At 53.8% G+C, this 22,931-nt stretch carries 25 protein-coding genes; 18 read left to right on the top strand and 7 right to left on the bottom strand.

Features of this window, described 5'->3' with window-relative positions; all coding sequences use genetic code 11:
• Window positions 1-4: 4 nt before the first annotated feature.
• From Q2J39_RS00125 to Q2J39_RS00095, 7 genes are all read left to right on the top strand, one after another.
• Window positions 5-538, top strand: coding sequence for a YqeG family HAD IIIA-type phosphatase (locus Q2J39_RS00125; RefSeq protein WP_230267150.1), 534 nt, complete (start codon window positions 5-7; stop codon window positions 536-538).
• Window positions 522-1,604: a GTPase gene (locus Q2J39_RS00120; RefSeq protein WP_230267151.1), complete on the top strand. Its 1,083-nt coding sequence runs from the start codon at window positions 522-524 to the stop codon at window positions 1,602-1,604. Before Q2J39_RS00125 ends, Q2J39_RS00120 begins: the two co-directional genes overlap by 17 nt.
• Window positions 1,605-1,892 carry a YhbY family RNA-binding protein gene (locus Q2J39_RS00115; protein ID WP_230267152.1) on the top strand — a complete coding sequence of 96 codons (288 nt, stop codon included), beginning with the start codon at window positions 1,605-1,607 and terminating at the stop codon, window positions 1,890-1,892.
• Complete coding sequence (gene nadD / locus Q2J39_RS00110; protein ID WP_288338696.1) at window positions 1,892-2,941, top strand: nicotinate (nicotinamide) nucleotide adenylyltransferase; 1,050 nt, start codon at window positions 1,892-1,894, stop codon at window positions 2,939-2,941. Before Q2J39_RS00115 ends, nadD begins: the two co-directional genes overlap by 1 nt.
• Window positions 2,928-3,263, top strand: coding sequence for a ribosome silencing factor (rsfS, locus tag Q2J39_RS00105; RefSeq protein WP_230267154.1), 336 nt, complete (start codon window positions 2,928-2,930; stop codon window positions 3,261-3,263). Before nadD ends, rsfS begins: the two co-directional genes overlap by 14 nt.
• Window positions 3,264-3,484: 221 nt before the next feature.
• On the top strand, window positions 3,485-4,195 hold the full coding sequence (locus Q2J39_RS00100; RefSeq protein ID WP_230267155.1) for a class I SAM-dependent methyltransferase: 711 nt from the start codon (window positions 3,485-3,487) through the stop codon (window positions 4,193-4,195).
• Window positions 4,196-4,318: 123 nt separating this feature from the next.
• A complete protein-coding gene (locus tag Q2J39_RS00095) occupies window positions 4,319-4,993 on the top strand; it encodes a 5'-methylthioadenosine/adenosylhomocysteine nucleosidase (RefSeq protein WP_288338692.1) in 675 nt (224 codons plus the stop codon).
• Window positions 4,994-5,130: 137 nt separating this feature from the next.
• Here Q2J39_RS00095 and Q2J39_RS00090 read toward each other — a convergent pair whose 3' ends face one another.
• Complete coding sequence (locus Q2J39_RS00090; RefSeq protein ID WP_288338690.1) at window positions 5,131-6,780, bottom strand: helicase HerA-like domain-containing protein; 1,650 nt, start codon at window positions 6,778-6,780, stop codon at window positions 5,131-5,133.
• 208 nt (window positions 6,781-6,988) lie between these two features.
• Between Q2J39_RS00090 and Q2J39_RS00085 the strand changes: the two genes are divergently transcribed.
• The 8 genes from Q2J39_RS00085 (at window position 6,989) to Q2J39_RS00050 (ending at window position 15,503) form a co-directional block, all read left to right on the top strand.
• On the top strand, window positions 6,989-7,537 hold the full coding sequence (locus Q2J39_RS00085; RefSeq protein ID WP_288338688.1) for a hypothetical protein: 549 nt from the start codon (window positions 6,989-6,991) through the stop codon (window positions 7,535-7,537).
• A complete protein-coding gene (locus Q2J39_RS00080; RefSeq protein WP_230267159.1) occupies window positions 7,506-8,066 on the top strand; it encodes a DnaD domain-containing protein in 561 nt (186 codons plus the stop codon). The genes Q2J39_RS00085 and Q2J39_RS00080 overlap by 32 nt, the downstream gene beginning before the upstream one ends.
• Complete coding sequence (gene nth, locus Q2J39_RS00075) at window positions 8,063-8,758, top strand: endonuclease III (RefSeq protein WP_288338685.1); 696 nt, start codon at window positions 8,063-8,065, stop codon at window positions 8,756-8,758. Before Q2J39_RS00080 ends, nth begins: the two co-directional genes overlap by 4 nt.
• Window positions 8,759-9,059: 301 nt before the next feature.
• Window positions 9,060-11,714: a SpaA isopeptide-forming pilin-related protein gene (locus tag Q2J39_RS00070; RefSeq protein WP_288338683.1), complete on the top strand. Its 2,655-nt coding sequence runs from the start codon at window positions 9,060-9,062 to the stop codon at window positions 11,712-11,714.
• Window positions 11,711-12,346 (top strand): hypothetical protein, encoded by a 636-nt coding sequence (locus tag Q2J39_RS00065; protein WP_288338681.1) that lies wholly within the window; start codon window positions 11,711-11,713, stop codon window positions 12,344-12,346. Before Q2J39_RS00070 ends, Q2J39_RS00065 begins: the two co-directional genes overlap by 4 nt.
• Window positions 12,298-13,548, top strand: a complete 1,251-nt coding sequence (locus Q2J39_RS00060) for an isopeptide-forming domain-containing fimbrial protein (protein WP_288338679.1) — start codon at window positions 12,298-12,300, stop codon at window positions 13,546-13,548. The genes Q2J39_RS00065 and Q2J39_RS00060 overlap by 49 nt, the downstream gene beginning before the upstream one ends.
• Entirely contained in the window at window positions 13,545-14,405 is an 861-nt protein-coding gene (locus tag Q2J39_RS00055; RefSeq protein ID WP_230267163.1) for a class C sortase, read from the top strand. Before Q2J39_RS00060 ends, Q2J39_RS00055 begins: the two co-directional genes overlap by 4 nt.
• A gap of 72 nt (window positions 14,406-14,477) precedes the next feature.
• Window positions 14,478-15,503: a collagen binding domain-containing protein gene (locus Q2J39_RS00050; protein WP_288338676.1), complete on the top strand. Its 1,026-nt coding sequence runs from the start codon at window positions 14,478-14,480 to the stop codon at window positions 15,501-15,503.
• Window positions 15,504-15,592: 89 nt separating this feature from the next.
• On the opposite strand, the gene Q2J39_RS00045 is transcribed toward Q2J39_RS00050, so the two are convergent.
• From Q2J39_RS00045 to coaBC, 5 genes are all read right to left on the bottom strand, one after another.
• A complete protein-coding gene (locus tag Q2J39_RS00045) occupies window positions 15,593-15,919 on the bottom strand; it encodes a DUF4298 domain-containing protein (protein ID WP_230267165.1) in 327 nt (108 codons plus the stop codon).
• Window positions 15,920-15,981: 62 nt separating this feature from the next.
• Complete coding sequence (locus Q2J39_RS00040; RefSeq protein WP_230267166.1) at window positions 15,982-17,376, bottom strand: NAD(P)/FAD-dependent oxidoreductase; 1,395 nt, start codon at window positions 17,374-17,376, stop codon at window positions 15,982-15,984.
• 502 nt (window positions 17,377-17,878) lie between these two features.
• Window positions 17,879-18,094 (bottom strand): hypothetical protein, encoded by a 216-nt coding sequence (locus Q2J39_RS00035; protein WP_288338673.1) that lies wholly within the window; start codon window positions 18,092-18,094, stop codon window positions 17,879-17,881.
• A 42-nt stretch (window positions 18,095-18,136) separates the two neighbouring features.
• Window positions 18,137-18,937, bottom strand: coding sequence for a type III pantothenate kinase (locus tag Q2J39_RS00030; protein ID WP_230267168.1), 801 nt, complete (start codon window positions 18,935-18,937; stop codon window positions 18,137-18,139).
• Window positions 18,921-20,165, bottom strand: coding sequence for a bifunctional phosphopantothenoylcysteine decarboxylase/phosphopantothenate--cysteine ligase CoaBC (gene coaBC / locus Q2J39_RS00025; RefSeq protein ID WP_230267169.1), 1,245 nt, complete (start codon window positions 20,163-20,165; stop codon window positions 18,921-18,923). The genes Q2J39_RS00030 and coaBC overlap by 17 nt, the downstream gene beginning before the upstream one ends.
• Before the next feature lie 253 nt (window positions 20,166-20,418).
• Here coaBC and Q2J39_RS00020 point away from each other — a divergent pair, with 253 nt between their 5' ends.
• Both Q2J39_RS00020 and Q2J39_RS00015 read left to right on the top strand, forming a co-directional pair.
• Window positions 20,419-21,567: a glycerate kinase gene (locus tag Q2J39_RS00020; RefSeq protein ID WP_230267170.1), complete on the top strand. Its 1,149-nt coding sequence runs from the start codon at window positions 20,419-20,421 to the stop codon at window positions 21,565-21,567.
• The gene (locus Q2J39_RS00015) at window positions 21,564-22,091 is read left to right on the top strand and encodes a hypothetical protein (RefSeq protein ID WP_288338668.1); all 528 of its coding nucleotides are present in this window, start codon (window positions 21,564-21,566) and stop codon (window positions 22,089-22,091) included. Before Q2J39_RS00020 ends, Q2J39_RS00015 begins: the two co-directional genes overlap by 4 nt.
• Window positions 22,092-22,197: 106 nt before the next feature.
• Here the strand turns inward: Q2J39_RS00015 and Q2J39_RS00010 are convergent, their stop codons facing one another.
• Window positions 22,198-22,446 (bottom strand): hypothetical protein, encoded by a 249-nt coding sequence (locus Q2J39_RS00010; protein ID WP_288338666.1) that lies wholly within the window; start codon window positions 22,444-22,446, stop codon window positions 22,198-22,200.
• 2 nt (window positions 22,447-22,448) lie between these two features.
• Between Q2J39_RS00010 and Q2J39_RS00005 the strand changes: the two genes are divergently transcribed.
• Window positions 22,449-22,856: an Inorganic pyrophosphatase gene (locus Q2J39_RS00005; protein WP_230267173.1), complete on the top strand. Its 408-nt coding sequence runs from the start codon at window positions 22,449-22,451 to the stop codon at window positions 22,854-22,856.
• The last annotated feature ends 75 nt before the right edge of the window (window positions 22,857-22,931 follow it).

Here is a 22,931-nt window from a genome sequence, read left to right as displayed (position 1 = left end):
AACCATGACTTTGCTGCTGCCCGAACGATCCATTCGACGCTATCTGGATCTGGATATCCGCCAGCTGAAAAAAGACGGAATCCGGATTTTGTTCGTCGACATCGACAATACAATTTCCGCATACGGCGATACGAAAATTTCCAACGAAGCCGCGGCATTTCTGCGCCGCGTGCGCCACTCTGGCATTGAACCCGTGCTGCTGACCAACAACACGAAAAAGCACGTCGAAGACGTGCTGGGCGGCCGGCCCGCGGGCGAACTGCTGACGTTCTGCCTGAAACCGCTGCCCCATAAAGTGCATCGCTTTTTAAAAAAGCGGAGCGTCAGGGCCAGTCAGGCCGCCATTGTCGGCGATCAGCTGTATACCGATATGCTTTGCGGGCGAATTTCGGGCATGCATACCATTTTATGCGGCAGACTGTCCGAGACGGAACGCAAGGATACTTCGATCATGCGGGCCCTCGAAAATGCTGCCTACACGTATTACGAAAAGAAACACAAAATAGATCGGAGGGACGGATATGTCCGAATACTGTAAAGGGTGCGGCGTAAAGCTCCAGAATGAAGACCCCAAAGCCTTAGGCTATACGCCATCCCTGGACGCCGATTACTGCCAGCGCTGCTACCGCCTTCGCCACTACGGCGATGTGACGATTAACATGCAGCAGGGCATCGCGGCGGAAGAGACCCTGAAAAAAGTCAATGAACTCGACGGCATCGTATTCTGGACCGTCGATCTGTTCAATCTCGAAAGCAATCTGATCAGCCGCCTCAACCAGCGGATTCCCGGCAAGCCCGTGGTCATGGTTCTGACCAAGCGGGACGTGCTGCCCGTTACGCTGAGCGACGAAAAGATTAAAAGCTACGTTTCGCGCCGCCTGAAAGAAGAAAACATTCAGGTGGAAGACATTCTGATTGCCGGCTACATGACCAAAGGCTCAGAAAAAAGCGAAGAAATTCTCGAAACGATTTCCCAGACGGCCGACCGCCTGGGCGAAAAGAAAAACGTTATCTTCATGGGACTCGCCAACTCCGGCAAGTCCACTCTGGTCAACCGCCTGCTCCACAGCAGGGAACTGACCATTTCCCGCAACCCGGGAACCACCCTCGACGTGATTTCCCGTCCCTGGCGCGATCGAATTCTGTACGATACGCCGGGTCTGGAAAATCCAAAGTCGTATCTGGCGTGGCTGCCGGCGGACATGCTCAAAAGCGTGATCCCCGTCAAGCCGATCAAGCCCTACATCTGCCAGATTTTTGAAGATCAGTCCTTTGCAGCCGGCGGACTGGCGCGCATGGACGTGGTCTGCTCGAAAAAGGCCAGCATTGTCGGCTACTTCTCCCCGGGCGTGCCTATTCACCGCGGCAAGAAAAGCGATGCCGACCGTCTGTGGAACGAGCATCTGATGGAGATGCTTTCGCCGGCCATCGATCACTCGATGGAAACGATGCAGGCATGGCATGCGCCAAAGCTCAAACCCGGTCAGAAAATGGATGTAGTCATCCAGGGACTGGGATGGTTCTGCGTATCGGGGGACATTTCCTCGATCACGGTTTACGCCCACAAGGGCATTCAGATTACATTTCGAAAGGCGATGATTTAAATGTTAAGCGCACAGAACAAAAAGAAACTCAGAACGCTGGCGATGAATCTCCCCAGCATGATCCAGATTGGAAAAGGAAACCTTTCAGAAGCGCTCTTTGAAAGCCTTTCTAACGATCTGGAAGCCCACGAACTCGTCAAGGTGACGATGCAGAAGACGGCCGCGATTTCGGTCCGCGAGGCGGCGATTGAATGCGCCAGCCAGACCGGAAGCGATATCGTACAGATTATCGGCCGCACCTTTACGCTTTACCGCAGAAATCCGGATAAGAAGACGGGGATTCTCTGATGAAAAAAGTTGCTCTGTTAGGCGGATCGTTTGATCCCATACACAATGGCCATATTGCCATGGCCAATGCAGCATTAGAGCAGCTTGGCGCGGATGAAGTCTGGTTCGTTCCCGCGCGGATTTCCCCTTTAAAAGACCGGGTACTCACCGATCCGGTCCATCGACTCAACATGCTTCGGCTGGCCTGCCAGCAGAACGAACACTTTCGCATCAGCGACGTGGAGTTCAAGCGCAACGGCACCAGCTATACGATCGATACGATCCGAACGCTGAAAAAGCAGTTTGACGATATTGAATTTTACTGGCTGATCGGCGCCGATCAGGCCGCTCAGTTTGAAGAATGGAAAGACTGGCAGCAGCTGCTTAAGGAAGCGCACTTTGTGGTCGCCGACCGCCAGCAGCAGCTCGACTTGCTGAAAAAGGACTACGGAATGATCCGTCTGTCCATGGAACCGGTCGACGTATCTTCTTCGCAGATTCGTACGGGATTTCGTCTGAATCTCATGCCCGAGAGCGTACGTCAGTACTGCCTCGATCACGAACTGTATCTGCCGGCCTGGATCCAGCCGCAGATGGATCCGGCGCGCTTTGCCCATTCCTGCAGCGTCGCCAGACTTTGCCGGGAGCTTGCCAGAGCCCATCATCTCGATGAGCACAAGGCGTGGCTGATCGGACTCTTTCATGACATCGCCAAGGATCTTCCTAAGGAAGAACAGGCCAAATGGGTCAAGGCAGCGTTTCCGCCCTCCGCCCTGCAGGAACACCACGCGATCTGGCACGGCTATGCCGGCAGTGAAATTGTGTGGCGCATTTACGGCCTGTACGATCCGGTGATTCGCAACGCAATTTCCAATCATGTCAAAGGCACGAGCTATGATCCTTACGCGATGATCGTGTTTGTCAGCGACAAGCTCGATCCGCTGCGCGGCTACGATTCCAGCGCCCTCTATCATGCCTGCCTGCATGATCTGTATAATGGTTTCCTGCTGGTCAAAGCAGAAAACAAAGCCTATCTCGAAAAGGAGAGACAAAAAAATGGACGTACTTGATCTTGTACTCAAGGCAATCAGCGAGAAAAAAGGAACCGATATCGAAGTGTACGATACCCGCACCATGACACCGTTCATGGATACGATGGTCATCGCTTCGGCCGGCAACCTCAAACAGAATCTTGCCATTGCTCAGAATATTAAGGACCGCCTGTTCGAAGCCGGCTGGAAAGGCGAAGTCCGCATGGAAGGCGGCCAGGAATCCAAATGGATTCTGGTGGACCTCAAGGATATCGTCATCCACCTCTTTACCGGCGAGGAAAGAAAGCTGTATTCGCTTGATCGCCTGTATGAGGAATGCCCTGTTACCCGTTACGAATAACGACACCTGGCCGCCTTGCCTGCAGGGCGGCTTTTGTAAAGACACATTTACCATGAAGCAAAGTTCGATCCGGCTTTGCAGACAGGGGGAGGCGCTGATGCGTTTGAAGCATTCGATGCGTTTGATGGGTACGATGGATTCGACGCATTCGATGCGCTCAATGCCTGTCCTGACTCCCTGTTTCCCGCAGAATCGGATCTTAAACAGAAGGCGGTACGACTATGGCAATTTATGAAACACTTGGCCGATACTATGACGCCCTCGTCAAGGACGATCAGGCGGCCGACCAGTGGGTGGACTGGATCGAATCGTTCCATCCCGGCAAAACGGTTCTGGAACTGGCCTGCGGCAGCGGGGAAATTACCGAGCGACTGGCCAAGCAGCACGATGTGACGGCGCTCGATCTTTCCCAGAACATGATCGATGCCGCAAAAGCCAAACCCGGCAGCGAAAATATCACCTTTTTACAGGGCGATATGCGCGATCTGTCCGGCCTGTCCAGGTTTGATATGATCGGCTGCTTTTGCGATTCGTTCAACTATCTTGAAGACAAGGACGAAGTGCGCGCGTTTTTAAAAGAAGTGCGGGCGCATCTGAACGAGGGCGGTCTGTTTCTTTTTGACAGCCATTCGCTCTGCCGTCTCGATGAGTTTGCCGAAGAATACGAAGAAGCCGGCGAATTTGATGACGGCGTGCAGGTACAGTGGGTGATCACGGCGCAGGACGATAAAATTTATCAGGACTTCGCCTTCTACTTTGACGATCGCACTGTCGAAGAACATCACATGCAGACGGTCTTCTCCGACACGGATTTAAAAGAGATGCTCGAAGAAGACTTTGAAATTCTCCAGTTTTCCGGCGACTTTAACGAAGCCCCGCTCGAGGACTGCGAAAAGTATTTCATCGCCTGCAAAGCCAGACCGGCTAAGTAACACCAGTCAGATTCGACGTATACGATAAAGCCATGCGTCTCGCAATTTTTATGGAAGAGGCCGCCGGCTTTATCCCCGAGGCAGAAGCGCTATAAAGTCTTCTGCGAAGCAAGGAGGAAAAACATGCTTGGATTTATCGCAGCCATGCCCCAGGAGCAGAAGGCGATTACCGATCAGATGACGGATGTGGAAGTCCGCACAATTGCGGAAGCTGCCTTTTACAAAGGCCATCTGGCCGATGAAGAAATCGTTGTCGCGCTTTCCGGCGTCGGAAAAGTCGCCGCGGCTATTGCTTCGACGCTGCTTTGCGAAAACTATCATCCCGATGCTCTGCTTTCGATCGGCGTAGCGGGCGGCCTGAAAGAAGGCCAGCACGTCGGCGAACTCGTTTTCTCGGATTATGCCATTCAGGCCGATTACGATACGTCGGCAATCGATGGAAAAGACGGAATCGGCAAAGTGTTCGCCGCATCCAGAGACCTGCTCGAACGCGCCGAAGCCGCCGCAAAAGAAGCGGGACTGACGTATACCACAGGCTCTGTGGCGACGCAGGATCTGTTCATGGCGTATGAAGATGACTTCAAAAAGCTGTTTTCCCGCTTTCCGCAGAGTGCGTGCAGCGAAATGGAAGGCGGCGCGATCGCGCAGGTCGCCAGCCAGTTTGGTCTGCCGTTTCTGATCATCCGCACGCTCAGCGACATTGTCGGTCACAACGACAACCCGGTAGAGTTCAGCTCGTTTGTGGAATCGTCCTCGCAGGCTGCGGGACGCTTTGTCAAAATGTTCTGCACCCGATAAGCAGACGGAAATGCAATAGAAATACAGAAGAAAAGCATCGGATCTTTCTCGATCGCCGGCCGATCGAAGAAATCCGGTGCTTTTGTGTTTCCTGCGTTCAAACGATATAAGTGGCCCTCAGAAGGCTTCCCGCCTTCTTACTTGAAAAAGGAAGAGAAGAGATCGCCGACCAGACTGCCCGCAAAGTTGCCGGCGGCCCGTTTGGCGGTGGAATTGTCGGAGCCAAGAATGCCGCGGCTGATGGATTTGCCTACGCTTCTCCCGATGCTTCGTGCAGAAGAACGGGCGGCTTTTTTCACCGACTTTTCCAGAGAAGAAGATGAATTGCGCGAAGAAGAGGAACGATTCTGTCGGCGCCGGGTCTGGCTGCGGGCACGACGGTCGTCTTCGTAATTTTCATACTCGTCTTCGTCAGCGCGACGGGTATTCGTGCGATTGGATTTCGAACGGGAGGAGGAAGAAGCACGAGTATCTGCTTCTTTTTGGTCTGCTTCTTTCTGCCGCTTCTGCTCTTCAAGCGCTTCATAGGCGCTGTAGGCATCAAAGGCTTTAGCGTAGTGGTCGTACATCGGATCCCGGCTTTCCACAAGCTGGATTTGCGAGGGTGTGAGAGCCTGGAAAGAAGAGTGGGGCGGAAGAACGGTTACTTTTTCGACCGGCATCGGGGCACCGTCTTCATCGAGGAAGGAGACGAGCGCTTCGCCGGTTTTGAGCGCGGACAGTTCGCTTAGCGTATCGAGACGGGGATTGGGCCGAAAACCGGCTGCCGCCGATTTGAGCTTTTTCTGATCCGCCGGCGTATAGGCATGGAGAGCGTGCTGAATGCGGTTCTGCAGCTGGGAAAGAATGTCTTCATCGAGATCCGACGGATTCTGGGTGATGAAAAAGAGACTGACGCCTTTGGAGCGGATCAGACGAACAACCTGCGCAATCTTGTCGCGCAGCGCTTTTGGCGTATCTTCAAATAACATGTGCGCTTCATCAAAGAAGAAGACCAGCTTCGGCTTGTCGACTTCGCCGACTTCGGGAAGCGTTTCGTACAGCTCAGAAAGCATCCATAACAGAAGCGTCGAGTAAAGAAAAGGATTTTGTCCAAGGCGGGACGCTTCCAGAATGTTGATCGTGCCCTGACTGCCGTTGAGCGTCAGCCAGTTGGTGATGTTCAGATCCGGCTGGTTGAAAAAGAGATCGCCGCCCTGATTTTCCAGTTCCAGCAAAGCCCGTACGATCGCCCCGGCTGAAGCCGAAGAAATGGTGCCGTACTGCGCCTGCAGTTCCTTGCGCTCGTCCATCACCAGAGAAGCCATCGCGCGGAGATCTTTCAGATCGATCAGCTGCCAGCCGCGATCGTCCGCGATTTTGAAAATGATGTTGAGTACGCCGGTTTGGGCGGGCGTAAGCGAAAGCAGACGGGAGAGCAGAAGCGGTCCCAGATCGGAAATCTTGGTGCGCAGCGGAATGCCGTTTTCGCCAAAGACGTCCCAGAAGCGGACGGGATAGCCGCAAAACGCGAACGATTCTGGATCGATGCCGCAGCTTTTCAGACGCGCGTCGATTTTTTCATTTCGCTCTCCCGGCATGGCCAGGGAACTGACGTCGCCTTTCATGTCGACGAGAAAAACAGGGACGCCCAGATCGGAAAAGCTTTCCGCGAGCACTTTAAGGGTAACGGTCTTGCCCGTTCCCGTTGCGCCGGCGATCAGTCCGTGCCGGCAGGCTTTGGAAGGAAGGAGTCCATAGAGACCGTCGGCGTTTGCGCCGACGGGAAGAATTTGCGATGTCGTCATACTGATGTGGCCCTCCAGACGGGGCCGTCTCCTTTCAAAGGACAGTGCCTTTTTTCTTCATTATACGAAAGCCAGGAACGATCTCCGAAAGCGCAGCGCACCTTTTTGCGCCAGGCGCGCATACCGTTTTGGAGGGCGATCGGAAAGGAAGAATAGAGGTCAGGGGATCCGTTATCCAATTGATACAGAAGTCGATATAATGGAAGCCATGAGTAAGCAAAGAGGATCGGCGAGGGCGGCAGCTTCGTCGAAACAGAAGAAACCGTCCGTCCAGAAGAAAGGACCGGCGGCGCAGAAAAAAGGCACGTACGGCTGGCCAATGACGGCCGCTCTTTTTGCGGTGCTCTTTTTGATGATCATCTGCCTGTGGGCGCTGTTTATCAGCGGACCGTCCCGCCTTTACGATGAGCAGGTCGCCCAGGTGCAGGCGCGAATTGAAGAACAGGTGCCTCATGTCGAGGGCCTGACGGAAAACAAATTCGATTTTGTCACCTGGCAGGGCTATACCGATCAGAAGCTGTACTGGTTTGACGCTCAGGGCGGCATCATTACGGAGCGGGATCTGTCCACGCTCAATTACGAAGCGGCGCGCGAAAAAGCGCGCAGCTCTTACGACATGGATCCGGAAACGGTCACACTCGCGTACGGCTATTCGGCACCGGTGTATCAGCTGCAGTCCGGCGAACAGATTCTCATGCTCGATTACGACACCCTGGACTGGGTATATGAAAGGAACCTGGTACATGCTCAACCGTGAAGACTGGTACGCCCCCTGGTTTAACCGTACCGCCTGGATTTTTGAAAATATTGATGCCCTTTCGCTCGAACCCAATGAAATTCTGACGCTGCTGGCGATCAACTACCTGCAGGAAACGAATCAGCCGGTCATCGCCGAACAGCTGGCTCTGAAAACTGGACTCGATCCGGAAGCGATTGACGAAGCGATGTCTTCGCTGTCCGACAAGGGGTGCATGACGATCGATACCCGAAACAAGCAGCTGACGATCATGCTCGACTGCCTGCTCGATCAGGCGCCGGCTGCCGGTCATCCGCTTGAAAAGACGCTGCTGTCCAGCGTGCAGGCGGAATTTGGCCGGACGCTTTCCGCCTCCGAACTCGAACGGCTCAGTCAGCTTTGCGACACGTACGAACAGTCGACAATTTTGCATGCGCTCGATGAGGCGGCTGTCTACAATAAGCGCTCGATTGCGTACATGGAAGCGCTGCTGGTCAACTGGAAAGCCAAGGGCTTAAGCGCCCAGGATATTGAAGAGGGAAGACGATGAAACCGGAAGAAATTCTGGATCAGATTGAAATTCTGTTCCCAAATGCCAAATGCGAACTGCTGCACGAAACGCCGTTTCAGCTGCTGGTCGCCGTCGTGCTGTCGGCCCAGACAACGGATGCGGGAGTAAACCGCGTCACGCCGACGCTCTTTTCCCGCTGGCCCGATTCGGCTTCGCTGGCCAAGGCGGATGTGCAGGAGGTCGCCGACACCATTCGCAGCATTGGTCTTTATCCGACCAAATCCAAAAACATCGTGGCACTCGCCCAGAAGATCGAAGAAGAGTTTCACGGCGAAGTGCCGTCCACGTTCAAGGAACTGCAGTCGCTGCCTGGCGTCGGCCGCAAGACGGCTAACGTAGTCCGTTCCGTCGCTTTCGACATTCCATCGATGGCCGTCGATACCCATGTGGAGCGGGTTTCCAAGCGTCTGGGTCTGGCCAAGTTTGACGATGATCCGCTTAAGGTCGAAGAAAAGCTGCGCCGCAAGCTGCCGCGCGAGCGCTGGAATCAGGCCCATCACGACCTCATCTTTTTCGGCCGCTATTTTTGTACGGCCCGATTCCCCAAATGCGAAAAGTGCCCGTTTGCCTCGTTTTGTAAACGGGAAAAGTTTGATCTTTACAAGGCACAGAAAATTGATCCCGACTTTGTGGCCAAGGGTGTCCGGCCAAAACGCAAAGCGTCCAAATAATTTCCAGACACACTATTGAATCCATTGACGGCTTCTTCAACAATCTTTCCGACGGTTTGAAGAAGCCGCTTTTTTTCTGCCTGCCCGTCTTTCAGGCGGGCGGTTTTCACCGGGAGAAAAGCGTGACGGAATGCGGAAAATAACATGATTTACACTCTATTCCACATCATTATGGAATATTTTTAATCTTTACTCCAGCTCTGGCGTGTGATTATCCTTTCTTCAGATCGATCGCGGACTGCAGACGCGAAAACGGCCGGTCCAAACGGCCGGATCCAGACAAGAAGAAAGGAAAAACGAAATGTTTCAAGCGTTATTCAAGTCGTCCCGGGCTTTTTTATGCGCTTTGAGTCTGTGCTGCGGCCTCTCGAGTGCCGCCGTGCAGAAGACCGATCCGCCGGACATTCCTGCGCTGACGATGCAGACGAATGAAGGCGGCAGCCTGAGGGCTGTATTGGAAAGTGAACCGATCGAATGTCCTCCCGGCCAGAAAACAGAGACCGATCTGAAAGGCGCAAAGACTCTCGAAATCGAAGCCGAAAGCCAGCCGGGCTATGTCATCGAACGACTCGAAATCAATGATGTCCCGCAAAGGGATGCGATGCAGAAAGCGTCCTGGAAGAAAATCGTCCCTGTCGAAACGCCGATGGTTATCCGGGCGCGTTTTGAAAAAGAAGAAATCGGCAGAGCCAGAGCGGATCAGGCAGACGTAGAGGCTTCACAGATCTCCGATCGCTCAAGCGGGGATGCCTCCTCCAGCTCTTCTCTCGCATCGTCTTCGGAAAACGAGAGCGATCGCGAAACGGAGCAGAAGGAATCCGATCCGTCCAAAGACGGGGCAAACCCAGAAGAAAACGAAGCCAGTCCTTCTGCTTCACCGGCAGAAAGACGCGCCGCAAAGCCAAAAGCGTCCGGTCTGGTCGTCGAAGGCTATCGCGCCCTGTCCGTTCGGGTAGGCACTGCCACCGAAAACAACGGACTCTGGCTGCTCTCGAATGGAAAATGGGCGTTTTGCGGCAACTGGCAAAATGGCATGCCCTTGCGGGGCGATTCGGCGAGTGCTCCTGTAGAAGTCGATAACCCCGCTTTGCGCAAAGTTCTGTATTACGCGTATAACGGTCCGGCGAACATTCTGATCGCCAAAGGCTATTCCGAAGAAGCGCAGATCGTCATCACCGATGATCTGGTTTCGGAAGCTCTCGGCAACGGATCGTTTTCGCACAATATCGCTCTGGAGGGCAGCTGGATTCCCGTCGTTTCAAAACTCTGGGAAGAAATTCAGGCCAAACCCGATCCGACCTTTTACAAAGCCTATATGGTCACCGTCGCTGGACAGTATCTCAACTGGAACGGCCATTGGATGCCCAAGCAGCCGCTGCTGTATGGAGAGGGCGAGCCGCCCAAAGAACCGACGCACTGCTGGTTGTGGATGGAAAAAGGCACCACGATGCCCCAGATTACGGTGTCCAACTCCAAGCGCTATTCGTTTGCGGGGGCGGAATTTGGCGTCTACCAGGGCCTGACGCCCGATGAATCCAAACGGGTGGGAACGCTGATCAGTCAGGCCAACGGCGAAACGAATACGCTCGATCTGGAAGAAGGCTGGTACTGCATCAAGGAACTCAAAGCGCCGCCAAACTATCAGCTCTCCTCCGAAATCCGGACGGTGCATCTCGAAAACGGCAAGACCGTCAAGGAATCGGGAAATGACACGTACTTCCAGGACACGCCGGACTACTTTGTCCCCGGTCTGATTTTGAAAAAGCAGCACAGCCGGACTCACTCTTCCACACCGTCGAAAAGTCTGGCCGGGGCGCAGTTTCAAATCGAGTATTACCGGGACGTCAACGTGAAAGTCAAACCCGGAAAGAAGCCCGTGCCGGCGTACTCGTGGATTTATCAGACCGACAGCCAGGGGCGTCTCAAAATGGACGATTCGCATTTTGTCAGCGGCGATGAGATTTTCAAAACCGCCGATGGAACGCACGTGCTGCCCGTTGGCTGCGTACTGATCCGCGAAATCAAAGCGCCCGACGGCTACTTTCTCAATCCGGAAGAAAAGGGTATCGTCCTCGATGACACCGCCATCGACCCGTTTGAAAATCCGCTTATTTTCGAAGAGACGCCCATCGACACCATTCTGTTCAAATACGACCGGCAGACCAATGCGCCTTTAGCCGGCGTCGAATTCCGTCTTGGAAAACCGGATGGAACCGAAGAAATTTTAAAAACGGACGAAAACGGCGAAATCGCCTTTTCCTATGCGACCGACGGAACGTACACGATTCAGGAAGTGCAGCCGCTGCAGGGGTATCAGGCAGCCGCCAATGTGCTGACAGTCATCGTTGAGGGCGAACGCGTTCAGATCCAGGGTCTGGAGGATGGGCAGCGCCATGAAAACGGCCGCCTGTCCATTCCAAACGATTCAGGCGGCGCAAAACTGAAAATTCAAAAAGTCGACGAAAACACTGAGCCGCTGCGGGGCGCCGAATTTACTTTGTACGGCGAAGATCGCCAGAGTGTCCTTCAGAAAAAAGAGAGCGGCGAAAACGGCGAAATTCATTTTGAAATCGAAGCGGACGGTCTGTATTACATCGCCGAAACGAAAGCGCCTGAAGGCTATCGGATGAAAACGGACGAAACGGGAAATCCGCTGCTTCATGCGATTCGATTTGCGCGCGATTCGCAGGGCAATTTGCAGATTACAGTCGATTACAAAGGCGAATCCGCCTGGCCAGAAGGCTGGAGTCTGCAGAAGGACGAAAACGGCCTTCCCGTTCTGAAATGGACAGTTTCCAATGCGAAACAGCTCCTTCTGCCCCAGAGCGGAAGTCAGGAGGCGCTGCTTTTTAGCGGCATGGCCGTTACGTTGTGTACTGTCGGGCTGCTTATGCGGACGCCCGCATTTAAGCAAAGAGAGAAAAAGAAAAACGGAAAGAGGGGAACAAACGGATGAGTCACAAAAGACGATGGCCGCAGGCGCTGGCTTTAAGCGCCGTCCTGGGACTGAGCGGCATGACGGCTATGTATACGCCGCTTCTGGTCCATCCAGTTCTGGCGGCGCAGACGTGCACCATTACGCTGCACCCGGGAAATACCGGATCGCTGGCGGGACGCAAGTTTGAACTGTATCGCCTGATGGATGCTCAGGAAGCCGAAGATGGAAGTTCCATTCACTACACGATCAACCCGTTATGCAAGCCGGCGCTCGTTCGAACGATCTGCGATCGAAAAGGCATTGCGCTCCAGGACATGACGGACCAGCAGATCCTGGACGAAGTCGAAACGTATCGCACGATTGTCGGCCAGCCGGAAGGCGTTCAGTCCGATTTCCGGCAGTTTGTTGAAAGTCTGCGTCCCAATCTGATGCAGTATGCCAATCCGGAAAAGCGGGTAACGATTACGCAGGCGGACGTATCCGCGGCGGACGGATCGTATGTGTTCAAAAATCTTAAGCCGGGCTGGTATCTGCTCAATGAAGCCGACATCCCCTCAAGCGCGCAGACTCATCAGGCCGCTTCGCTTTGCGTGGTGGATACGTGGACGAAAAACATGGACGTGCAGCTGAAAGGAAGCGGCCGCAGCTGATCAAGAAAATTGAAGAAGACGATCAGAATGTCGGCTGGAACGATATCGGCGATTACCAGGGCGGGCAGAACATTCCGTATCGCATCGATGTCGCCGTGCCGTCGATGGAGGAATACGATACGTACTTCATGAAAATCCACGATGTGATGGACGCCGGTCTGACTCTGCATCCGGATTCCATTCGCTGCAGCTTTGTGGAAGGCAGCCAGATCAAAACCATTCCCGCCGGTCAGTATCGGGTCGAAACCGGAACGGAAGGCGAAACGTTTGCGGTTTGTTTTGACGACGTGAAGGGGCTGGTCAATTCCATTCTGCCCAAATTCGATGCTACAGGAAATCACGTGTACGGCCAGACGCTGCGCATCGAATTTGAAGGCGAATTCAATGAAAACGCCTTTACCAGCGGCGAAGGCATGACCGCGCAGGAAAACGATGCGCGTCTGGAGTATTCCAGTGATCCGCGTGCGGACGGGCAGGGAAAGCACAACTTCACCCCATGGGATACCGTTGTCAGCTATTCCTATGCGCTGAAGGCGACAAAGATCAATGACGCCGACAAGCCGCTTAAGGATGCAGCCTTCCGCCTGTATGAAGACGAAGCGTGCACCCGGGAAATTCTGCTTCGACCAGCGAAAGACGGCTATTTTGTTATGAACGAAAACGCAATTGCGCAAAATCCGGATCTGAAAAAGCAGGCGGTCGAAATGGTCACCGGCGCCGATGGGATTTTCCGCATTTACGGACTGGATCAGGGCAGCGTCTATTTGAAGGAAACGCGCGCGCCGCAAGGCTATCGCGGACTGTCGAAACCCGTTCAGCTCGATGTGCTTCCGACGTTTACCAATCAGCGCGATGAATACACAGCCGGCGATAAGGATCTCGATCTCAAAACCCTGAATACGCTCGAAGCCAGAGCGGTCATTACCAACCATGTGCTCGGCCAGGACGAACGCGTGGAAAAAGTACTCGAAACGTCAATCCATCCTTTGGCCCTTTATATGGATGTGGTCAACCGGACGTCTCTCGTTCTGCCTCTGAGCGGATCGAGTACAGCGCTGGTTTCTTTCGGCGCGAGCGGCCTGCTCGTTATCGGCGGACTGAGTCTGGGTCTGGCCAGCCGCCGCAAATCCAAAGCGGAAGACGAAATGGAAAACGCTGAATCTGGAAAACGAAAAAATCGAAAGAAAGGTCCGAAGCAATGAAAAAGCGCGGCCAGAGAGCGGGTCGTAAAAAGAACATCCGAAAGACGCTTTCCCTCCTTCTGATCGTTCTGGGTCTTGGCTTCAGCATGCTGCCGGCGCTTTCTTTTTCCTGGACGAAGGCGGCGCAGGAAGACAGTGTGCGCTCCATGCTCCAGACACCGCAGAAGAGCGATGTTCAAAAACTCGAGGCGATCGATCAGAACGCCAGGCGCTACAATCAGGCACTTGCGCAGGATCTGGACGGGGCTTTTCCTTCCCGGGAGCAGGACGGCTATGAAGAACAGCTCGATTGGAACGGCAATTCGATCATGGGTTCGATTTCCATTCCCAAAATCGGGGTCCATCTGCCGATTTATCCCAGAGCCAGTGCGCAGAGCATGGCCAGCGGAGCCGGACATGTGGAATGGTCTTCGCTGCCCTGCGGCGGGAAAGGCAGTCATTGCCTGCTTTCTTCGCACCGGGGCATGGCGAGCGCGATGCTGTTTACGCGCCTGGATGAGCTGGAAGAAGGGGATCTGTTTCTGATCGAAAATCCGCTCGAGACGCTTGCCTATCGCGTCTGCGACATTCAGGTAGTGGAACCGTCCAAAACGGAGAAGCTGAAAATCGATCCGGAGGAAGATCGGGTGACGCTCATTACGTGTACGCCCTTTGGCATCAATTCACACCGTCTTTTAGTAAGCGGGATGCGCACGGAATATACCCAGGATATGGAAGAAGAGCGTCAGAGCGCTTCGCCGATGCTTTCGGTTTCTTCGCCGGTTTCCCGGCTGTTTCTGCTCGTGCCGGCTGCCCTGTTCGGTCTGGTCGGACTCGTTTTTCTGGCGCGCTTTTTCGCTCATAGGAAAAGACGCTGAATGCCTGCCTTATCGAAATACAAAACGATAAAGCAGGAGGCTTGTTTTTAAAGTTGGAAAGGAGAATGTGATTTGAATCGAATCCGACAGCTTCTCATATCGCTGCTGATGTGTCTTTGCCTGTCCGGTCTGCCCGTTCGCGCAGCCGAAATCGATGCGGCCAGCGAAGAGTCGCCTTCTCCGGCGATTCTGATCGAGCTGGAAGAGACGGAAGACCATCGAAATGGGCACGATGTGGAATTTGAGCTGTACCAGTGTGCCCGGCTCGAAAACGGCGGCTTCGAATATCTGGACGGGTATAAAAACTGTTCCCTGCAGCCGGAAGATCTTCAAAGCGCCGACGCCCTCTACAAGGCGCTCGACATTTTATCCGCGGCGAAAGGCAAGCCGATCGCTACATGTACGAGCGATAAAAACGGTCAGGCGCTCTTTGAAACCGGCGAATGCGGTCTGTTTCTGATCCATACGTCCAGGCCGTCCGGCTACAACCGGATTCCGGATTTTCTTTGCGCGCTTCCCGTGTTTAACGAGGAAAACGGTTCGCTCGAATACCGGGTAAAAGTCAGCGCCAAGTCGCTGCCGCTGCCAGTCGTGCAAATCGTCAAGACTGACGAAGACGGAAAAGCCATTACGTCAAAAAACTTTGCGTTTTCCGCCTATCGGGATGAAGAGTGCAAGAATCTGCGCAACGAAGTCGCCGGCGATCCCAAAAACGGCTTTGCGCGCTTCACGCTCGATCTGGGAGAAACCATTTATATTCGGGAAACCAAAGCGCCTGAAGGCTATGATCTGAGTTCACGGATCGTCAAAGCCGAGCTGCTCGAAGACGGTCAGCTTTTTATTGACGAAAGGCTGCAGACGCAAAACGCGCTGACCATTGCAGTACCGTACGCCGATCGAAAGAGCAGCCCGACACCGCAGCCTGGTACAAATCCCCCGTCGACGAATACGAAAACACCGCCAAGCCCGCTCAGAAGTCCGCAAACCGGATCGCAAACGCACTACCGCGATCTGCTGCTTCTGTTTGGAGCCATGTGGATGCTTCTGCTTGGCCTGATCGCCCTTCAAAGAAAGCTGGATCGAAAGAAAACCCAGTAAAAAAGCACCCGCCAAAAAGCAGGTGCAAAACGGTACGATCGATCCGACGGTCCGCCCAGAAGCGGGCGGTACAAAGATCGCTGGTGTGCTTATTTTGAATCGTTTGGATTGAGCAGTTTCTGCCAGAGGTTCAGCTCGGTTCGAAGATCTTCACACTGTTCATCGAGTGTCTGAAACAAATTGTAGAGACCATCTTCGCTGAAAATTCCGGAAGACTGATTTTCAGGCAGGGGATGGTTTTCTTCATAATCGCGATCCGCCAGCCAGTTGCCGTTAAAATACCAGTCATACAGCTCGCTCAGACTGTCCTGACCGGCTTTCAGCGCGTCCAGAAGCTGACTCATCTGGCTGGACAGGTCTTCGAGGTCCTGCATTTTCTTTTCGCGCTTTGCGCACATTCGTTCAAAATCGTTCATGGCTTTTCCTCCTTTAAAGGGATGGCCTTATGCATATACCTTAAAGAAGGCCGATCGAGGAATCAGTTTTTGTGCTTGCGGGATTCGATGAGATTGCGGGCCGCATAGACACCGCTTGCGGACGCGTGGGAGAGGGAATGGGTAACGCCGGAGCAGTCGCCGATGACGTAAAGGCCTTTGCGGGATGTTTCGAGATGGTGATCGACTTCGACTTCCATGTTGTAAAACTTGACTTCCACGCCATAGAGCAACGTATCGTCGCTGGCCGTCGATGGCGCTACCTTATCGAGTGCGTAAATCATTTCGATGATGTCATCGAGCTGACGTTTTGGAATGACCAGAGACAGATCGCCTGGAGTAGCTTTCAGCGTCGGACGGACAAAGCCGGAATCGATGCGATCCTGAGTGGAGCGCTGACCGCGGATCAGATCGCCGAAGCGCTGTACGATCACGCCGCCGCCGAGCATGTTGGACAGACGGGCAATCGATTCGCCGTAGGCGTTGGATTCATGGAACGGTTCCGTAAAGTGGCTGGAGACGAGCAGCGCGAAGTTGGTGTTTTCCGTAAACAGGGACGGATCGGAATACGAATGGCCGTTTACGGTAATGATGCCATTGGTGTTTTCGTTGACGACCACGCCATGCGGGTTCATGCAGAACGTACGGATTTTGTCCTGATACTTTTTGGAACGGTAGACGATTTTGGATTCGTAGAGAGAATCGGTCAGTTCGCTGAAGGTGACGTAGGGCACTTCCACACGAACGCCGATGTCAATGCGGCTGGCCTGGGATTTCAGGTTGAGATCCTTGCAGATGGATTCCATCCAGCGCGAGCCGGAACGGCCGGTGGAGATGATCATCTGATCGCCTTCAAAGCGGGATCCGTCGCTGCACCAGGCGATGTAGCGACCGTCCTTGGCGACGATCGAATCGGCATGATGGAAGAAGTGGAAGTCCACTTTGTCCTTCAGTTCGTTGTACAGATTGTTCAGAACGACGAGATTGACGTCGGTACCGAGGTGACGGACGTTCGCCTTAAGCAGATGCAGGTTGTTTTCCAGACATTTCTTGTAAAGACGGGCATCGCTGCCTTCGAAAAGACGCGTCTTGTCGCCGCCGCATTTACAGTTGATTTCGTCGACGTATTCCATCAGTTCGATGGCTTCTTTTTTGCCGGTGTATTCGTAAAGGGTGCCGCCGAATTCGTTGGTGATGTTGTATTTGCCATCGGAAAAGGCGCCGGCTCCGCCAAATCCGCTCATGATCGAGCAGGACGGGCAGCGTACGCAGGAAGGAACGGTGGTGCCGTTGATCGGACATTTTCTTTTGGAAAGGGGAGCGCCGCTTTCGAGAACGCCGATGCGTAAAGTCGGATCCAGCCGGGTCAGCTCATACGCCGCAAAAATACCGCCGGGACCTGCACCGATAATCAAGACATCGTAAGATACAGTTTCCATAGTGTATATTCTCCTGGATTCCCTGAGGGAATGGTTTTAAATCGTTTGCGGTGGGCCTGCACGCCGGTTTCGCCAAGTCGTCCCAGACCGTGCAGACACACAAAAAGTCCCGCTTCCATCGGTGCATAGCGTATCCATGTCTGAATTTTCCAGAAGGATTCCTCCGGGAATATCGCTGCGACAAGTCCGAAACAAGCAGGATCAGGGCTGCTGCCAGAGAAAGGCCAAAGCCGCCCGAATACGGAATTATACGCAGGTCGGCCGCAAAAAACAACGCACAGCCTCTTGTGGAAAACGGAATTTTCAACGGGGTGAATTGAAATAGTAAATGCAGCGGTTGAACCTTTCTTTGGGGGATTTCGTCTTTGCAGCGCCAGCGCTGGATTCGGTCCTTCTGTCTGGATCTTTTCCGGACGTTCTGACCGAAAAGTCGATCGATCTGGCCTGAAATTCCATGAAAAAAGCCGGTCGCCTGACCGGCTCGATCCGCGAGAAACGGGAATTATTCTTCTTCCTGAACGGTATCCCAGTCGGGTCCGATTTCAGGGGGCGTTTTGCCCGCAAGACGTTCCTTGAGAACGCGGATTTTCATATCCATATTGTTGTGGTTGACCTTCATGTAACGATGCAGAAAATAGTCCTGAACCTGGTTGTAAAGCGAAACCAGGTCCTGGTATTTCTTCTCGTCTTCTGAAACAGGCTGTTTGGAATCTGCCATATTCGCTACCTCCGCGAATTCAGTATAGGCAGATCCGCTTTTCTAGGCGCCCGCTTTTGCCTGTGCTCTTGCCTTCTCGTATTCCCGGGTTCGCTCATACACCGTTTTGAGCCCCTTGAAAATCAGGTTGGGATCGTACACATCGATATAGTCGGTGTGCTGGCAGATCACACGGCCAAGACCGCCGGTGGCGATGACTTTGAAGTCGCCGCATTCCTTGCGGAAGGCTTCCACCGTTTTTTCAAAGCCGCCCAGGAACTGGTAGAAAATTCCCGCCTGCATGGCCGTCTGGGTGTTGCGTCCCATAACGGAGCGCGGCTTCTTGATTTCGACTTCCGGCAGCTGGGCGGTCTGTCCCCAGAGGGCGTTGGCGCCGCTTTCGATGCCTACGCCGATGGCACCGGCTTTGAAGACGCCGTCCGCATCGACATAGTCGTACGTCGTCGCGGTTCCAAAATCGACAACCAGCAGCGGCGTTCCGTATTCCTGAATGGCACCGGCGACGTCCGCAATACGGTCCGCACCGACGGAGCGCGGGTTTTCGAGCTGAACGCTCACGCCGGATTTGACGCCTGGACCGATGACGAGCGGCTCGATGCCGATGAATTTGACAATGCCGTTGCGGAAGGAGTGCATCACTTTCGGGACAACCGAAGAGACGATGACGCCTTCGATCTGTTCCGTCTTGATTTTGGCGTTTTCCAGGAAATAGTGGAGCATGAAGCCGTATTCGTCGCTTGTGCGGCGCACTTTGGTGTTCATACGGTAGGTGCAGATCAGGTCGTCCTGATCGAAGACACCGATGGTGATGTTTGAGTTTCCGACATCAATGCACAGAAGCATGGTCGTGTTTTCCTTTCTGGATTTCGAGCATCGTCAGCAGAATCTTACGGCCGAGCTCTTCTTTCGTCTGGAGGGGCAGATGGGACAGGCTGTCTGGAGTCATGAGGGTAACGATATTGGTATCGGTCATGAAGCCGGCGCCCTGGGTGTGGAGATTGTTGGCGACAAGCAGGTCGCAGTTTTTCGACAGCATTTTTTCTCTGGCATTCGCGTCGAGATTTTCGGTTTCCATCGCAAAGCCGCAGAGCACCTGATCGTCTCGCTTATTCTGGCCAAGGCCGCGCAGAATGTCCGGGCTCTTAACGAATTCCATCGTCAGCGTATCGCCCGATTTTTTCATTTTCTGCTCATGCGTTGTGGCAAAGCGGTAGTCGGCAACGGCGGCGGCCATGATGATGAAATCCGCACTTTCGGCCTGTTCCTTCATCGCTTTTTCCAGATCGAGCGCGCTGACAATATCGATGCGTTTCACATTTTCTGGCGTAGGCAGATGAACCGGGCCGGCGACGAGTACAGTGTCCGCACCAAGTTTGGCGGCAGCTGTCGCAATCGCAAAGCCCTGCTTGCCGGAAGAATGGTTGGACAGAAAACGGACGGGATCGAGCGCTTCCTGCGTCGGACCGGCGGAAACGACCACGCGCTTGCCGGCTAAAGGCAGAGGTTCGAGAGCAGCAGATGCTTCTTCCTGATTGTGAAGGGCGCTCTCGATGTGCGCAACGATCTCTTCGGGTTCAGCCAGACGGCCTTTTCCCGTTTCGGCGCACGCCAGCATCCCTTCACCCGGTTCAATAAAGGACCAGCCGCGTTTAGCGAGAGTGGCAATATTGGTTTGCGTTGCCGGATTTTCATACATGTGGACGTTCATGGCCGGCGCAGCCAGAATCGGACACATGCAGGCGAGCAGCGCGGAAGAGAGCAGATCGTCGCCGATACCGCAGGCGGCTTTGGCGAGTATATTGGCATCCGCCGGCGCGATCACAAACAGATCGGCGCGGCGGGCAAGTTCAATGTGCGGAATGAGTGCTTCGTGCGTGCCGTCAAACTCATCGACGTATACATCGCGGTGCGAAAGTGCCGCAAAAGTCAGCGGGGGCACGAAGGCGGCGGCATGCCGGGTCAGAATCACATCGACCGCATAGCCTTTTTTCGTCAGAGAACTGACGATCGAACAGGCCTTGAAAGCGGAAATGGATCCGGTCACGCCAAGTACAATGGTTTTCTTCTCCATAATTTATCCTTTAATGATCGAAAGCCGTGTCGGTTCGCTGTCAGTCTTTAAAAGCAGAGAACTTCAAAAATGAAGATCTCCAAAAAGAGCAGACAGGAAAAGCGACCTGAAAAAAAAGAGAGGTCTTGCAGGAAGACTTTACAGGTCCCAAGGCTTTTTAAAATTATAGCGGGATGGAATGTAATCCCCAAATCATTTGTCAGAACACGCGGATTTACACAGAGCGCATGCGGACGGCTGGTATCATGAAACCATGAAAATCTTTATCGCCTCGGACTCCTATAAAGGCTGCATGAGCAGCCGGGAGGCCAATTATCGAATTGAAAAAGGCATACACAAAGCCGACCCCCAGGCCAAGTGCAGCAGCTTCTGTATCAGCGACGGCGGCGAAGGGTTTGTCGAAGCGTTCGCGCAGGCGTTTCAGGCGCGTGTGGAAAAGGCGGAAGCGCACGATCTGTATGGACGGCCGCTGACCGTCAGCTACGCCTGGCAGCCTGAACGCAAAACCGTCTGTGTGGAAGCGGCGTCTGTTCTTGGCCTGACGCTCTATCCAAGGCCGTCCAGACGGCCGATGGAAGCATCCAGCCACGGACTTGGCCAGCTTTGCGCTAAACTGATTCGCGAACTTTCCCCTCAGCAAGTCGTGATCGGACTGGGCGGAACCGGAACCAATGACGGCGGCATGGGCTTTCTGGGCGCTTTTGGAGCCAGATTTTACGACCGCAGCCGTCATCTGCTTCGGCCGAGCGCGCAGAACTTAAGCAAAATCGCGTTCATCGACAAGCGGGAATTTTCCTTCCCGGCGTCGGTTCAGTTTGTGGCTGCCTGCGATGTCTCCAATCCGTTTATCGGAGAAAACGGAGCCACGCATGTGTTCGGCCGGCAGAAAGGTCTGCGTCCGTTTCAGATCGCGGGCGTGGAAAAAGCAATGAGCTGGTTCTGCGCGAAAATTGATCAGACCTTTCATGTTAATCTCAATGCATATCCCGGAGCCGGCGCGGCCGGCGGACTGGGCGGCATGCTTGGCGCCGTCTTTGACGCCCGCATCGAGTCCGGAATCCGCCTTCTTGCATCCGGAAGCCGTATGATTGAAGAAATTCAGGACGCGGATCTTGTCATTACCGGGGAAGGGCAGAGCGACGAGCAGTCCGCCAACGGAAAAGCGGTCGCGCAGATCGGAAAAATGGCCAGCCAGTACGATAAACCGGTCGTCGTCATCAGCGGAGCCCTCTCCACCGGCTATGAAAAGCTGTACGATCTGGGGATCGACGCGCTGTTTTCTACCGCGGACCGGGCTATGTCGTTTTCACAGGCTCTCAAAAGCGGTCCGGAAAAGCTCGAAGCCCAGGCGGAAAATATCATGCGTCTGCTTCAGGCCGCAGAAAGGATTTACAGGCGATGAAATCTTATGTTTTAGTTTCGAGCGCGCTTTGCGCCAGCCTTGTGCTGGGGGCCTGTTCGAATACTTCGAAAAAGCCGTATACCGTTATTGATGTGACGATGGATGAACTCGATACGCTCTTAGAGGAAAAGAAAACCTTCCCTCTGCTCGTCGAGCGGGAAGGCTGCGCGTTCTGTGCCGCGATGAGCAGCTATATCGATCAGACGAAAAACGAACATGACAACATCACGGTCTACCATCTCGATACCACCGAATTCAAGCTGTTCCGCAAAGAGGAAGGCGCCAAAACGCTGGTCAGCGATACCGAAGACGGCAAGCGTCTGCTGGAACTGTTCCCCTATTTCCTCTATACGCCGGCGATTTACCGCATTGAAGACGGCAAGCCGGTGGACGGCGCGTTTGGCTATGACGAAACCAGACATACCGTCTCCCTCTGGAATCTCGATTCCACTATCGACTGGGACGGCGCGCAGAATATTCCCGTCTGGGACTATCTCGAAGAGTGCCAGCCCAAAGCGCAGTAATTCCTACGGACAGGCACGTCCCAGAAAAACAGGAAAGTCAGGCAGGATCTTTTCATAGGTCCTGCTTTTTCATGGCAGACCGTTTTACTTTGTTATCCCGGACAGATTACAGGCGTGAAAAAGCGCCATTTTGAGGGAAAATCGACAGGTTTGCGGCGAAAATCGCACCCAATACGAGGGATAGAAGAAAAGAAACACCGCTCTGCGCTTTGTGCGCTAGAATGTAAGAAAATGTAACAAAATGCGCCGCCAAGTCCCGCTGCACGCAGGGCTTTTCTGCGGCCGCTTTTTCTTCTTTTACCGGGCAAAAAGTGCCGGTCAGGGAAGGAAGAATTATGGAAAGGCAGGATATCATTTATGTCTTCAACGAGATCGAGTGAACTGGAAAACAATGTTTTTTTCTGGCAGAAGCTGGATACGCTGGTTCTTTCAGGAAATATGGAAACCATTCGGCAGGCCGGATCGCCGAGCGTGGACTATCCGCGGCTCTCCTATCCGGTGGACTATGTACGGATCACGGACGCCATCAGTGCTAACGGGGTACCGCTGCTCGGGTTTAAAGGCGAAGGCAAGGGCCTTAGCGTCACCGCGATTATTGTGCAGGCGGACATTCTCGAGCGGGAGCTTCTGACCAAAGTGCTCATTGGCTGCGACGAAGAAGAGACAGAACGCATCGTCAAGTTCATCAACGCGGCAGAGTTTCAGAAAGCCATTCTCGTACGCCGTTCCAACACCGTTCCCACATGGGCGCAGGCGGAACAGTAAACCGTATTTTTTTTCTGAGAATCCAATGCTGTTCACTTAAGCTTCACAAGCTCACTTACAAATCAGGTTAGTTCC

Origin of the sequence: uncultured Allobaculum sp., assembly GCF_948576815.1 — a bacterium.
Taxonomy (GTDB): Bacteria; Bacillota_I; Bacilli_A; order Erysipelotrichales; family Erysipelotrichaceae; genus Allobaculum; species Allobaculum fili.
This window is presented reverse-complemented; position numbering and strand designations above follow the sequence as displayed.

Excerpts from the sequence above, each read along its gene's own strand:
- Q2J39_RS00125 (WP_230267150.1), top strand. The coding sequence starts at position 5 with ATGACTTTGCTGCTGCCCGAACGATCCATTCGACGCTATCTGGATCTG.
- Q2J39_RS00120 (WP_230267151.1), top strand. The coding sequence starts at position 522 with ATGTCCGAATACTGTAAAGGGTGCGGCGTAAAGCTCCAGAATGAAGAC.
- Q2J39_RS00115 (WP_230267152.1), top strand. The coding sequence starts at position 1,605 with ATGTTAAGCGCACAGAACAAAAAGAAACTCAGAACGCTGGCGATGAAT.
- nadD (WP_288338696.1), top strand. The coding sequence starts at position 1,892 with ATGAAAAAAGTTGCTCTGTTAGGCGGATCGTTTGATCCCATACACAAT.
- rsfS (WP_230267154.1), top strand. The coding sequence starts at position 2,928 with ATGGACGTACTTGATCTTGTACTCAAGGCAATCAGCGAGAAAAAAGGA.
- Q2J39_RS00100 (WP_230267155.1), top strand. The coding sequence starts at position 3,485 with ATGGCAATTTATGAAACACTTGGCCGATACTATGACGCCCTCGTCAAG.
- Q2J39_RS00095 (WP_288338692.1), top strand. The coding sequence starts at position 4,319 with ATGCTTGGATTTATCGCAGCCATGCCCCAGGAGCAGAAGGCGATTACC.
- Q2J39_RS00090 (WP_288338690.1), bottom strand. The coding sequence starts at position 6,780 with ATGACGACATCGCAAATTCTTCCCGTCGGCGCAAACGCCGACGGTCTC.
- Q2J39_RS00085 (WP_288338688.1), top strand. The coding sequence starts at position 6,989 with ATGAGTAAGCAAAGAGGATCGGCGAGGGCGGCAGCTTCGTCGAAACAG.
- Q2J39_RS00080 (WP_230267159.1), top strand. The coding sequence starts at position 7,506 with ATGAAAGGAACCTGGTACATGCTCAACCGTGAAGACTGGTACGCCCCC.
- nth (WP_288338685.1), top strand. The coding sequence starts at position 8,063 with ATGAAACCGGAAGAAATTCTGGATCAGATTGAAATTCTGTTCCCAAAT.
- Q2J39_RS00070 (WP_288338683.1), top strand. The coding sequence starts at position 9,060 with ATGTTTCAAGCGTTATTCAAGTCGTCCCGGGCTTTTTTATGCGCTTTG.
- Q2J39_RS00065 (WP_288338681.1), top strand. The coding sequence starts at position 11,711 with ATGAGTCACAAAAGACGATGGCCGCAGGCGCTGGCTTTAAGCGCCGTC.
- Q2J39_RS00055 (WP_230267163.1), top strand. The coding sequence starts at position 13,545 with ATGAAAAAGCGCGGCCAGAGAGCGGGTCGTAAAAAGAACATCCGAAAG.
- Q2J39_RS00045 (WP_230267165.1), bottom strand. The coding sequence starts at position 15,919 with ATGAACGATTTTGAACGAATGTGCGCAAAGCGCGAAAAGAAAATGCAG.
- Q2J39_RS00040 (WP_230267166.1), bottom strand. The coding sequence starts at position 17,376 with ATGGAAACTGTATCTTACGATGTCTTGATTATCGGTGCAGGTCCCGGC.
- Q2J39_RS00035 (WP_288338673.1), bottom strand. The coding sequence starts at position 18,094 with ATGGCAGATTCCAAACAGCCTGTTTCAGAAGACGAGAAGAAATACCAG.
- Q2J39_RS00030 (WP_230267168.1), bottom strand. The coding sequence starts at position 18,937 with ATGCTTCTGTGCATTGATGTCGGAAACTCAAACATCACCATCGGTGTC.
- coaBC (WP_230267169.1), bottom strand. The coding sequence starts at position 20,165 with ATGGAGAAGAAAACCATTGTACTTGGCGTGACCGGATCCATTTCCGCT.
- Q2J39_RS00020 (WP_230267170.1), top strand. The coding sequence starts at position 20,419 with ATGAAAATCTTTATCGCCTCGGACTCCTATAAAGGCTGCATGAGCAGC.
- Q2J39_RS00015 (WP_288338668.1), top strand. The coding sequence starts at position 21,564 with ATGAAATCTTATGTTTTAGTTTCGAGCGCGCTTTGCGCCAGCCTTGTG.
- Q2J39_RS00010 (WP_288338666.1), bottom strand. The coding sequence starts at position 22,446 with ATGATATCCTGCCTTTCCATAATTCTTCCTTCCCTGACCGGCACTTTT.
- Q2J39_RS00005 (WP_230267173.1), top strand. The coding sequence starts at position 22,449 with ATGTCTTCAACGAGATCGAGTGAACTGGAAAACAATGTTTTTTTCTGG.